The following is an 11,934-nucleotide window of genomic DNA, read 5'->3' as shown; positions in this document are numbered from 1 at the left end:
CTGTTGTTAACATTTCCCTGCTAGTCTAGTGAGCAACCAATTGCAATAATCCATCCACAAATGTCTATTTTTTGCACAATAAGGCCCTATAGCCGCTATGCGCTATCAAATCGAACAAATGGGATATTTTCTTATTGAATTGACAATCAGCCCACAACATCCTGTTTGTTAAGCCTGATAACAACTAAGTTTGAACTTACCCGTTGAGTTTGATTTACGAATTTTGGGTAAGCGGTTTTATCCTGAGGTTGGGCTTCCTAAAATCCGAATTATCATTTTATCAGGGATTTTAGAGCCAAGATACCTGTCTTTTGCTGAGAACCTACTAAAATTTTTTATCATTAATGTTTGCCTCAGCGGAATTTTGAGTAATAATTCAACACTCACATTTTCGCTATCTGAAGACATTTATCGCCTATGAGCACTATCACGACCGACATTGAATTAGCTATTTCTCATTTACAGCAAGGTGAGGTGGTAGCAATACCCACTGAAACAGTTTACGGCCTCGCAGGCAATGCTGAAGATGACTGTGCGATAAAAAAAATTTACGCCATAAAAAATAGGCCCTTGAATCATCCGTTGATTATGCATGTTGCCGAAGGTTGGGAATTATCGCGATGGGTCTCTTATATCCCTGATTATGTTCCTATTTTGATGAAACATTTCTGGCCCGGTCCCCTTACTTTGGTGATGAAGAGCAAATCGGGCTGCATTAGTCCATTCATTACAGGCGGTCAAAATACGGTTGCCATACGTTGCCCCAAACACCCCGTTACCCAAGCACTCTTGCACCGACTTAATTTTCCTTTAGTCGCCCCGTCTGCTAATCCATTTGGTAAAATTAGTCCCACAACCGCTAACCATGTTCAAGATAGTTTTAAGCAGGATAAACTTTTAATCCTCGACGGTGGACGCTGTGAGGTAGGAATTGAATCGACTATTCTTGCAGCCACTAGCCCTGAAGGGTATGAGATTTTACGTCATGGTTCAATTAATGAGCTGCAAATTAATGCTGTTTTAACTGGAAAACAGGTAAAAAAACCCAGCGCAATAAGAGCTCCCGGGCGATTAGCAAGCCATTATCAACCCGAAAAGCCGCTGTATTGTTTTTCCGATAGTGCAGCCATACAACGCTTTTGTCAGGAGTCCCAATCTGCTGTCTATGTCATTGCCTTTGCTCCTATGCCCGACGCAAACGCGAAACTTTACTATCAACTCCCCAATACACCTGAAAAAGTAGCTTTCGAACTTTATTATCAGTTACGGCGGGCAGATCAATCAGAGGCTGCTTTTATTGCTATTGAATTGCCCCCCAAACAAGGGGAATGGCTAGCCATTAGAGAGCGTATTTTAAAAGCCGGGCATCGCTAACGATGGAGGTCAATGCTTCTCAATAGAAAGTAGAACCTGGGCGGGTGTTACTTTATCTCTTTTCTTGCAGAAAACATCCACTACAATGCCATTGAAAAGCGCATGAATTTCCGTTTCCATTTTCATTGCTTCAAGAACTAACAAAGTCTGACCTCAATGACATGATGACCCACAGCAACATGCACACTGACTAACACACCTGGCATGGCAACCGTGATATCTCCTGGACTTAAGGGCCGTTTAGTTCCAGTTGTCTGTTATAGGAGTGGTCGCCATAATCATCATTCCATTTCATTATATAAATAGCATAACTCAAATCAGGAAATAACATCATTCACAGCGAATAGCCCCCTTAATCATGGCAGCAAACTTCCGGTTATCGTGTAGAGATCATGCCGATATCATCGGACATCTGGACATTATCAGAAAGTTCAGGCAGAATCCGATGAATTTTGGTAAACCAGCTTATGATGAAAAAAATACTTGTCCTAAATGGGCCCAATTTGAATCGACTTGGTCTACGAGAGCCTTCAGTGTATGGTTCTACGACACTTGAAGAAGTGAATGCCAGACTGAGTAAACAAGCTAAAGCATCTGGGTTTGAGCTTAATAGTAAGCAAAGCAATTCCGAGGCTGAGTTAATTGATTGGATCCATCAAGCGGGCGACAGTAAAGTCGGTTATCTTATAATTAATCCGGCTGCGTTTACTCATACTAGCATTGCTATGCGTGATGCTTTAGCTGCGGTGTCAATTCCCTTCATTGAGGTTCACATCAGCAATATTTATGCGCGCGAACCCTTTCGCCATTATTCCTATTTTTCTGACTTAGCCCGCGGCGTGATTAGTGGGCTTGGTGTTAAGGGTTACTCCTTAGCATTACAAGCCATAATAGAAGAATTTAATTAATTTAGAGAGTTATTATCGATGGATATTCGCAAAATCAAAAAATTGATCGAATTGCTAGAAGAAACGGGGATTTCAGAAATCGAAATCAAAGAAGGCGAAGAGTCAGTTCGCTTGAGCCGTCATAGTTATGCTGTGGAAGCACCAGCCCCTATGCGTTATGCAGCACCGCTCCCACCCCAATCTGTGCCTCAACCGGCAACCATTCCGCCAGTTTCTCCTGCTGAAAGCAAAACGGTAGTCACTAAGCCGGGGCACAAAGTTCGTTCGCCTATGGTAGGTACCCTTTATACTTCACCTTCTCCTGATGCACCTCCTTTTGTTACCCTTGGTCAGTCGGTGAAAGTGGGCGATACACTTTGCATTGTTGAAGCAATGAAAATGTTTAACGAAATTGAAGCTGATCGTGCGGGCAAAATCATTGAAATTCTTGCCACCAATGGTGATCCGATTGAATATGACCAACCCCTGTTTATTATCGAAGAATAAAAGGTATATTTAATGCTCAGTAAAATTGTTATTGCCAATCGTGGTGAAATTGCACTTCGCATATTGCGAGCTTGTAAAGAGTTAGGCATTCAAACCGTAGCCGTGCATTCGGATGTGGATAAAGACTTATTGCATGTACGCCTTGCTGACGAAACGGTTTGTATAGGACCTGCAAGCTCGCAAAAAAGCTATTTAAATATCCCAGCTATTATCTCTGCGGCTGAGATTACTGACGCCGTTGCTATTCATCCTGGTTACGGCTTTCTATCAGAAAATGCTGATTTTGCCGATATTGTTGAGCAAAGTGGATTTCGCTTTATCGGTCCTAAAGGAGATACCATTCGCTTAATGGGAGATAAGGTATCTGCCATCGCTGCGATGAAAAAAGCAGGCGTCCCCTGCGTTCCAGGCTCTGATGGTCCTTTAACTGACGATGATAATCACAATATTAAATTAGCACGTCAAATTGGCTTTCCCGTTATTATCAAAGCCGCGGGTGGTGGAGGTGGCCGTGGGATGCGAGTAGTTCATAACGAAGCCAACTTGCTTAATGCCATTGCCCTTACCCGAAGCGAAGCAAAGGCTGCTTTTAATAACCCCACTGTGTACATGGAAAAATTCTTAGAAAATCCACGCCATATTGAATTTCAAGTTTTAGGCGATGGAAAAGGAAATGCTATACACCTCGGTGAACGTGATTGCTCAATGCAACGACGCCACCAAAAAGTATTGGAAGAAGCTCCTGCCCCAGGCATTACGCCTGAATTACGTCAAAAAATAGGACAATCCGTAGTGAATGCTTGCCGGGAACTCAAATACCGCGGTGCGGGAACCTTTGAATTCTTGTATCAAGAAGGTTGTTTTTATTTCATTGAGATGAATACGCGTATCCAGGTTGAACACCCTGTGACTGAAATGATCACTGGCATTGATTTAATTAAAGAACAAATCAAAGTGGCTAGTGATATGCCTTTCACCTTAAAACAAGAAGATATCCAATTAAAAGGCCATGCCATCGAGTGCCGGATTAATGCAGAAGACGCCAAAACGTTCATGCCTTCACCGGGAACAATCCGCCTTCTGCATCAACCTGGTGGGCCTGGTATTCGTTTTGACTCGCATATCTACAGTAGTTATACCGTGCCGCCCAATTATGATTCCATGATAGGGAAATTAATTAGTTATGGCGAAACACGAGAAGTAGCTCTTGCGAGAATGCGTAATGCATTAGATGAAATTATTATTGATGGTATTAAAACCAATATCGAATTGCATCAGCGTATTCTCAGAGATAAAGCGTTTGTGCAAGGCGGCACAAACATCCATTACCTCGAAAAAATGCTCAAGGAATAAGTTGTGTGGTATCAGTTACAAATTGAACAATGCCATCGTGATGAGGTGGACTCAATCAGTGAAGCCCTCGAAGAAATGGGGGCTTTATCGATCACCTTGACCGATAAATACGATGACCCCGTCCTCGAGCCAGAACCTGGAACAACCCCCCTTTGGCCTGATGTCATCGTGAATGCACTTTATACAGATATCAAAGAAGCAGCGTTGGCAAAACAACACCTGGCTGCTCAATTCCATCATCTGTCTTTTGCTATTAGCGAATTACCTGATCAAGATTGGGAACGTGCCTGGATGGATGATTTCAAGCCGCAATGCTTTGGTCAACGATTGTGGATTTGCCCTACGTGGCTCGAGCCGCCCGAACCTGAGGCAGTTAATCTAATTCTTGATCCAGGGCTAGCATTCGGCACGGGGACTCATCCAACCACCTCACTGTGCTTGCGTTGGCTCGATCAAGCTGAACTGGCCAACAAAACAGTCATTGACTACGGTTGTGGCTCAGGTATTCTTGCTTTAGCAGCGCTAAAACTAGGTGCAGCACGAGTACAAGCTGTTGACATCGATGAGCAAGCACTGCAAGCAACTCAAAGCAACGCTTTAATGAATGCAATTGATTCACAACAGTTGGATATTGGTTTTCCGGAAATATTGCGAGAACCTGCTGATGTCCTGATTGCCAATATCTTATTAGCTCCTTTGTTGACTTTGCGCACTCAATTTAAAAAATTACTCAACAATGAGGGCGTATTAATTGTTTCGGGCATTCTCAACGAACAAGCCGCTTCGCTTATTGAGGCTTACCAAGCTGATTTTGCTCATCAATCATCAACGGATTTAGAAGGTTGGTCGCTGCTGACTTTTACCCGTCGCTAATCACTAATAAAGAGCTAACATAATGAATAAACAACAATTCCGCCCTTTTACCCCCAAAAGGGCTTTGCTGAGTGTTTCTGATAAACGCGGCTTAGTTGAATTAGCAAAAACCCTGCATGAGCAAGGGGTAGAGCTCGTCGCTACCGGCAATACGGCGGCTTTACTCACTAAACACCAGCTTCCAGTGATTGATGTCAGTGAGTGTACAAAATTTCCTGAAATGCTGGATGGACGCGTTAAAACGCTTCATCCTGCTATTCATGCAGGGCTATTAGCACGCGATCTCCCCGAAGATGAGAAAGTGTTACAAGCGCATCAGATCAAACGAATTGATTTACTTATTGTTAATTTATACCCTTTTGAACAAGTTATTAGTCATCATGACTGCGATTTTCAAAAAGCAATTGAGAACATCGATATTGGTGGGCCAACAATGGTTCGTGCCGCTGCGAAAAATCATGCTCGTGTTTTTGTTGTCGTCACCCCTGATGATTACGGATTATTGATCAAGTATATTCAGGCCCAGAAGGCTCCTGTTAATTGGGGGTTTGAATTAGCTAAGAAAGCCTTTGCTCATACCGCTGCTTACGATGCAGCCATTGCCAATTATTTGGGAACATTGAATGAAGAAAGAGAGCCTTCTGGTTTTCCATCCACGCTCACTTGTCAGTTTCACAAACGCTATGAATTACGTTACGGAGAAAATCCTCATCAGCAAGCAATATTTTATACGGATAAAAATCCACCCACTGGCTCTTTAGCCACTGCCAAAACGCTTCAAGGCAAACAACTCTCCTATAACAATCTTCTCGATGCAGATGCCGCTTTCGATTGTGTTAAATCCTTTCCACTTGAGATACCCACTTGTGTAATTGTCAAGCATGGAAATCCCTGTGGGATCGCCCTCGGCGATACTCAATTACATGCTTACTTACGCGCTTTTCAAACCGATCCGACCTCTAGTTTCGGTGGCATCTTGGCATTTAATCAGCTTTTAACGGGTGAAACAGCACAAGCCATTCTCGACAAGCAATTTGCCGAGGTTATTATTGCACCCGCTATTAGCGAGGAAGCGCAAGCTGTTTTAACAACAAAACCCAACATCCGTGTGCTGAGTACCGGTAAATGGCAAACCAATGCTGAATTCAAGTTAGATCTGCGCCACGTTGATGGCGGTTTACTTGTCCAAGAGCATGATGATTTTTTAGTCAGTAGTGAAGAATTTCAAACGGTTACTCATCAAAAGCCCTCTGATCAACTCATGCAAGATTTATTATTTGCTTGGACTGCGGTCAAACACGTGAAATCCAATGCCATTGTTTTTGCAAAAGAAGGCGCAACAATAGGTATCGGTGCAGGGCAAACCAGTCGAGTCATGAGTACTCGCATTGGTTTATGGCAAGCAGAACAGGCTAATTTTGCGACCCAAGGTGCCGTGATGGCATCAGATGCCTTTATTCCCTTTGCAGATAATATTGAATTGGCAGCACAAGCAGGGATTAGCGCCATTATTCAACCTGGCGGCTCCGTGCGCGATAAAGAGGTCATCGATGCAGCTAATCAAGCGGGAATAATTATGGTGTTTACTGGGTATAGGCATTTTAAGCATTAACCCTCACCCCCTTCGATTGTCATTTAATGATTCAACGCCTTATAAATATCAACAAATGTAGAGGCTCTATCGATATTAATTGGCACATGCAATCGTCGAGCAATATCTGAAGCAGAAAAAATCCCCCGGATATGATGCTCTGCTCCATCAATGACAAGAAAATGCTGTTTTCCTTCATTCTTGAGCGTTTCAACGATGTCCCTAATTCTTGCTCGTTTTACATCGCTAAATGCGATTGCCTTTAAACACGTTTTGGGTGTCATCACCTCAGCGACAAGAATGTTCGCTCGATGAACGTGATTCGTACGAAACATTACCTTTTCACCAATCAAATCTTCATAAGCTAGCGTACCAACAAACTCACCCTTATCTAACACCAACTTTAATTTGACATGTGTTTTTTTCATTAAATCTTCAGCTGTAACAACATCCAATGATTGGTCAATAACTAAAGGCGGTGTCTTTTTGAAATCCGTAAAAATATCAATGGCAGGTGAATCAAGCGTTATTTCATAATTTTCATCGGGGGTAATTACGTGGTTTACATTGGTCATATCGCAGGTTTTTATAATCATGATTGGTCCCTTCACATCAAAATTCCCAATAGACAAGGAATTCATTCTATTTAATTTTTGGTCACTGCTTCTGCTAAATGTAGAACAGAATAAGTTACAACACAAATATCTCATAGTGTTGTCTGCTTACCATTGCTAGAATGAATGTATTCCGCTTCAACAGAGGATTGTCCATTGTGGAAAATAACCAACACCCTTCTGCAGAAAAACACAGCTGCTGCCATTCGATGAATCATTCAAAAATACCTAAAGCTCCCTTGGTAGAGGGTGAGTCGGTTTACACTTGCCCAATGCATCCCGAAATTCGCCAAGAAAAGCCTGGAAATTGCCCAATTTGCGGTATGGCATTAGAGCCTGAGACGATGGGCGTCGAAGACACAGGTAATCCAGAATATGCTGATATGCAAAGAAGATTTTGGATTGCCTTAATTCTCAGTATCCCTGTGTTCGTATTCGCCATGGGCGAACACGCTTTTGCAAGCTGGCTTCCAATCCGTTTGTCCAGCTGGATCCAATTGGTATTGGCGACGCCAGTGGTTTTATGGTGTGGCTGGCCGTTTTTTCAACGGGGTTGGCAATCGTTAACAACCCATCGCTTAAACATGTTCACTTTGATTGCAATGAGTACCGCTGTCGCTTGGGGGTACAGTGTGATAGCCACTTTATTCCCTGGCCTTTTTCCTCAGAGTTTGCTCAGTGAAAAAGGCATGGTTAACGTTTATTTTGAAGCCGCTGCAGTAATAACCACGTTGGTTTTATTGGGTCAAGTCCTTGAATTAAAAGCACGCGAAAAAACAGGAGGGGCTATTCGCGCGTTGTTAAAACTAGCACCCGAAACAGCGTATCGGCTCGATCAAAACCATCAAGAAACAGAAATACCGCTCGATCACATTTTAACAGGGGATTTATTGCGCGTGCGTCCTGGAGAGAAAATTCCTGTGGACGGGGAACTTATAGAAGGCCAATCGAATGTCGATGAGTCAATGGTCACTGGCGAATCATTACCTGTGAGCAAAAGAGTTGGTGACAAACTGATTGGTGCGACCATTAATCTAAGCGGCAGCTTTGTGATGAAAGCAATTCATGTAGGCAGTGATACAATGCTCTCACGAATTGTGCAAATGGTTAGTGAGGCACAACGTAGCCGAGCGCCTATCCAACGTTTAGCCGATGCTGTTTCTGGCTGGTTTGTGCCTATCGTCATTTTTATTGCCCTATTGGCCTTCATTTTATGGCTCGGCTTTGGCCCTGCCCCCTCGTTTAGCTATGGGCTCATTGCTGCGGTTTCGGTATTAATCATTGCTTGTCCCTGTGCTTTAGGACTTGCTACTCCTGTGTCAATCATGGTTGGCGTAGGAAAGGGAGCAGGAAATGGGGTACTCATCAAGAACGCTGAAGCACTCGAACACATGGAAAAAATCGATACCTTAGTGGTGGATAAAACGGGAACTCTGACTGAAGGCCGTCCCAAATTAACGCAACTTATAACGACACAACAATTTACTGAAGACGAAGTTCTTCCTCTTGCCGCCTCAGTGGAGCATTATAGCGAACATCCTTTAGCTCATGCGATTGTAACAGCCGCGAAAGAGAAAAATTTACCTTTTGTTCCAGTAAGCGACTTTGAAGCGATAACGGGTAAAGGGGTACGTGGTACAGTTAACAATCAAGTCATCGTGGTGGGTACCGCAGCCTTAATGCAAGAATTGAAAATCGATTTTCAGGCCCTTTCCAATCAAGCAGATGAACTCAGGGCAACAGGCGCTTCAGTGATGTTCATGGCCATGGAAAATCAAATTGCAGCCCTCTTAGCAGTCGAAGATCCAATTAAATCCAGTACGGTTGACGCAATACACACCTTACAAGACAAAGGGATCGATATTGTCATGCTCACTGGCGACAACCAGAAAACGGCTAAAGCCGTCGCTGAAAAACTGAGCATTAAAACGGTGATTGCTGAAGTTTTACCTGCAGACAAGAGCCGCATTGTGACTGAGTTACAAGAAAAAGGCCGAATTGTTGCCATGGCGGGAGATGGAGTTAACGATGCACCTGCACTGGCTAAAGCGGATATTGGCATCGCAATGGGAACAGGAACGGATGTTGCCATAGAAAGTGCTGGCATTACCTTGCTTCATGGCGATTTACATGGCATCGTTAAAGCTCGCCATCTCTCTGAAGCCACCATGCGAAATATACGTCAAAATCTTTTTTTTGCCTTTATTTATAACGCATTGGGTATACCTATCGCCGCAGGGGTACTTTATCCTTTTATTGGATTACTCTTAAACCCAATGATCGCTGCTGCGGCAATGTCACTCAGCTCGGTCTCTGTCATTACTAATGCACTTCGCTTACGCTGGATAACCTTATGACAAAGAAAGCGTTAGCTCCGGTCCCTTTCTCATGCCTAGATCCCGCATTCTCATGTCGCGGGGCATTGAAAGGTAGTGGACTATTGTCTCAAATCGTCACCTGGTTCTTTATTTTCAGTCTGACAGGTAAGGCGTCTATCATCAACGCGTCGCAAAGTTTAACAATTAATCAATTAACCCACATAGCCATTGAAAATAACAATGACTTAAAAGCCGCCCGGTACAATATTGCTGTCGCTCAAGCCCGCTTGGTGCAAGCAGGATTATGGCCCAATCCCAGTTTAAATTTGAATAACACGGACGATCAATTCTTTAGCAAAGAAGGAGAGTACACACGCAGCGCAGGATTTACCCAAAATTTTCCCATTTCCGGTCGAATTGGCCGTCAAAAAAATGTTGCTCGGGTTGATATCGCCATTGCAATGACTGAAATTAAAGAGGCTAAACGAAAACTTAAGGGCGCGGTCGCGGACAATTATTATGCCATTCTGATTACCGATTATCGTTTAAAACAACTTAAAAATCTTTTGTCCATTAATAAAAAATTAGTGCAAGTCACCGAAAATCGCTTTCATGCCGCTGAGGTCTCTGAATTGGATACCAACTCAGCAAGCTTAGAATACCAGCGTATTTTTCAAGAAAAACAAATTCTAGAAAGCTTGCGCATTAGCCAAATAGCGCAACTCAATCAACTATTAGGACGCGATGCCACCTCCCCTTTAGTGCTCGATAAATCACTACCCAAACAAGGGCAGCTCACCATCAGCGTCGCCGATGCGCAAGCCTTAGCACTGAAACAGCGTCCAGATATGCAAATACTTCAACTCAGCTTAAATCGCGCCCAAGCGACACAACAGCTCGCCCGTGCTGAGCGATGGGCTGATTGGACCGTGGGAGTCGCTTTTCAACAAAGTAAAATTTTTGTGGAAGGTGGTGATCCACAAAAACCTGATCGCGCTTTAAGTGTAGGCCTGGCAGTCCCTTTTCCTTTATTTAATGCAAATAAGGGCAAAATAATGGAAGCCGGTGCAGTCGGCACGCAAACAATTGGTAAAATGCAAGCCTTGAAATTAACGATTCAAACTGAAGTTGCAAGTAATTATGCGCAATTAAAAGCCTTAGAAAGGGCACTTGAACAATCTCGTCAAAAAACAGTAAAACTTACTTTTCGTAACGTTAAATTAGCAAGGGATGCTTACAAAAATGGTCAAGTATCTCTCCTTGAAGTATTACAAATACAGCGCCAACAAAATGATCTTCAAGTCGCCTATCTCAATATGCTCGAAAAGTACTTACAAGCTTTAGTGAAATTTTGTACAGCCCTGGGTAATGGTGGTCATACTTCATTGTGCTCCTATCTGACTGATAAAAGGGATTTACATGACTTTACAAAATAATCTTATGCGCAACACACTCGTTTTCCTCTCCTTTTTATTCACAATCTCTTTGGTATTTGCTCATGGAGAACGTTTCGAAATATCAGGACCACCGCAAAACTCCTTTTCGCTCAATCCAGAACAAACAAAACTTATTGATTTAAAAACAACCCAGGTGTTCACTAAACCGCTTGAAGAGACATTGGGACTCAACGGAGAAATTCAGCTATTACCGAATGCCCAAGCGGATGTCAGCGTGAGAATCTCAGGCAATGTAACTCAACTTTATGCGAATTTAGGAGATAAGGTAAAAGTGGGCCAACCCTTGTTAAAAGTACAATCCTTGCTTATCGGTGATCCGCCACCAAGTGTCGTGATGAATTCCCCGATGAGCGGAGTGATTGATGCTCGTAATGTCAATCTTGGTCAGGCAGTAGCTCCTAATACCGTGCTTTTTCATATTTCTGATCGCTCAAAACTCATTGTGATTGCTAAAGCTTACGAAGAAGATTTAGGAAAAGTTAAGGTAGGACAAGAAGCCAGATTGCATGTTTTAAGCTATCCCCAACAAATCTTTAAAGGAAAAGTGAGCCTTATTGAGCCCAATCTTGATCCACTCACGCGCACCGTAAACGTTCAAATTCTTCTCGATAATCCAAAAGATTTATTAAAACCAGGTATGTTTACCCGCGCCAACCTTGTTTTACAAGAAAATAAAGACGCGCTAGTTATCCCTAATTCAGCAATCATAGAAGCAAACAATGAAAAATTTGTTTTTAGAAAACAAGGGAATGTTTATCAGCATGTTGTCGTTAAAACGGGTATCAGTGATGATAACTATACCGAAATTCTAAGCGGTTTGGCGGCTGGCGATGAGGTCGTCAACCAAGGTAATCGTCAGCTTTACACCTACTGGCTAACAGGCGGTAAACCTCAACCAGTAGAAGAAAGAAGTGATTAATAAAAAATACAGAGGCTCTCAATAAAAAATGGCCCCACGGG

The 11,934-nt window shown here is 43.0% G+C and carries 11 protein-coding genes; 9 read left to right on the top strand and 2 right to left on the bottom strand.

Going from position 1 to position 11,934, the window contains the following annotated elements:
• Positions 1-417: 417 nt before the first annotated feature.
• Positions 418-1,374, top strand: coding sequence for an L-threonylcarbamoyladenylate synthase (locus B5D33_RS12275; RefSeq protein WP_058453530.1), 957 nt, complete (start codon positions 418-420; stop codon positions 1,372-1,374).
• Positions 1,375-1,383: 9 nt separating this feature from the next.
• Here B5D33_RS12275 and B5D33_RS12270 read toward each other — a convergent pair whose 3' ends face one another.
• Positions 1,384-1,518 (bottom strand): biotin/lipoyl-containing protein, encoded by a 135-nt coding sequence (locus tag B5D33_RS12270; RefSeq protein ID WP_058453529.1) that lies wholly within the window; start codon positions 1,516-1,518, stop codon positions 1,384-1,386.
• A 326-nt stretch (positions 1,519-1,844) separates the two neighbouring features.
• Here B5D33_RS12270 and aroQ point away from each other — a divergent pair, with 326 nt between their 5' ends.
• The 5 genes from aroQ to purH are packed head-to-tail and all read left to right on the top strand — an operon-like array spanning position 1,845 to position 6,606.
• Positions 1,845-2,282 carry a type II 3-dehydroquinate dehydratase gene (gene aroQ, locus B5D33_RS12265; RefSeq protein WP_058453528.1) on the top strand — a complete coding sequence of 146 codons (438 nt, stop codon included), beginning with the start codon at positions 1,845-1,847 and terminating at the stop codon, positions 2,280-2,282.
• 18 nt (positions 2,283-2,300) lie between these two features.
• Positions 2,301-2,768 (top strand): acetyl-CoA carboxylase biotin carboxyl carrier protein, encoded by a 468-nt coding sequence (accB, locus tag B5D33_RS12260; RefSeq protein ID WP_058453527.1) that lies wholly within the window; start codon positions 2,301-2,303, stop codon positions 2,766-2,768.
• Between the two features lie 12 nt (positions 2,769-2,780).
• Positions 2,781-4,121 carry an acetyl-CoA carboxylase biotin carboxylase subunit gene (gene accC / locus B5D33_RS12255; RefSeq protein ID WP_058453526.1) on the top strand — a complete coding sequence of 447 codons (1,341 nt, stop codon included), beginning with the start codon at positions 2,781-2,783 and terminating at the stop codon, positions 4,119-4,121.
• Between the two features lie 3 nt (positions 4,122-4,124).
• Positions 4,125-4,994, top strand: coding sequence for a 50S ribosomal protein L11 methyltransferase (gene prmA, locus B5D33_RS12250; RefSeq protein WP_058453525.1), 870 nt, complete (start codon positions 4,125-4,127; stop codon positions 4,992-4,994).
• A 19-nt stretch (positions 4,995-5,013) separates the two neighbouring features.
• Entirely contained in the window at positions 5,014-6,606 is a 1,593-nt protein-coding gene (gene purH / locus B5D33_RS12245; RefSeq protein ID WP_162263035.1) for a bifunctional phosphoribosylaminoimidazolecarboxamide formyltransferase/IMP cyclohydrolase, read from the top strand.
• A 23-nt stretch (positions 6,607-6,629) separates the two neighbouring features.
• Here purH and B5D33_RS12240 read toward each other — a convergent pair whose 3' ends face one another.
• Positions 6,630-7,181, bottom strand: coding sequence for a CBS domain-containing protein (locus B5D33_RS12240; RefSeq protein ID WP_058453523.1), 552 nt, complete (start codon positions 7,179-7,181; stop codon positions 6,630-6,632).
• A gap of 176 nt (positions 7,182-7,357) precedes the next feature.
• Here B5D33_RS12240 and B5D33_RS12235 point away from each other — a divergent pair, with 176 nt between their 5' ends.
• From B5D33_RS12235 to B5D33_RS12225, 3 genes are read left to right on the top strand one after another with little or no spacing between them, the layout of a single operon-like run.
• The gene (locus B5D33_RS12235) at positions 7,358-9,556 is read left to right on the top strand and encodes a copper-transporting P-type ATPase (RefSeq protein ID WP_058453522.1); all 2,199 of its coding nucleotides are present in this window, start codon (positions 7,358-7,360) and stop codon (positions 9,554-9,556) included.
• On the top strand, positions 9,553-10,953 hold the full coding sequence (locus B5D33_RS12230) for a TolC family protein (RefSeq protein ID WP_078767444.1): 1,401 nt from the start codon (positions 9,553-9,555) through the stop codon (positions 10,951-10,953). Before B5D33_RS12235 ends, B5D33_RS12230 begins: the two co-directional genes overlap by 4 nt.
• Positions 10,937-11,893, top strand: coding sequence for an efflux RND transporter periplasmic adaptor subunit (locus B5D33_RS12225; RefSeq protein ID WP_058453521.1), 957 nt, complete (start codon positions 10,937-10,939; stop codon positions 11,891-11,893). The genes B5D33_RS12230 and B5D33_RS12225 overlap by 17 nt, the downstream gene beginning before the upstream one ends.
• Positions 11,894-11,934: the final 41 nt, after the last annotated feature.

The sequence above is a fragment of the Legionella maceachernii genome (assembly GCF_900167045.1).
Lineage (GTDB): Bacteria > Pseudomonadota > Gammaproteobacteria > Legionellales > Legionellaceae > Tatlockia > Tatlockia maceachernii.
The sequence above is the reverse complement of the archived record's forward strand: the minus strand, read 5'-3'. Positions and strand labels throughout refer to the sequence as shown.

What these genes read in the sequence shown, in the direction of transcription:
- B5D33_RS12275 (WP_058453530.1), top strand. Translation starts at nt 418, where the DNA reads ATGAGCACTATCACGACCGACATTGAATTAGCTATTTCTCATTTACAG.
- aroQ (WP_058453528.1), top strand. Translation starts at nt 1,845, where the DNA reads ATGAAAAAAATACTTGTCCTAAATGGGCCCAATTTGAATCGACTTGGT.
- accB (WP_058453527.1), top strand. Translation starts at nt 2,301, where the DNA reads ATGGATATTCGCAAAATCAAAAAATTGATCGAATTGCTAGAAGAAACG.
- accC (WP_058453526.1), top strand. Translation starts at nt 2,781, where the DNA reads ATGCTCAGTAAAATTGTTATTGCCAATCGTGGTGAAATTGCACTTCGC.
- B5D33_RS12240 (WP_058453523.1), bottom strand. Translation starts at nt 7,181, where the DNA reads ATGATTATAAAAACCTGCGATATGACCAATGTAAACCACGTAATTACC.
- B5D33_RS12230 (WP_078767444.1), top strand. Translation starts at nt 9,553, where the DNA reads ATGACAAAGAAAGCGTTAGCTCCGGTCCCTTTCTCATGCCTAGATCCC.
- B5D33_RS12225 (WP_058453521.1), top strand. Translation starts at nt 10,937, where the DNA reads ATGACTTTACAAAATAATCTTATGCGCAACACACTCGTTTTCCTCTCC.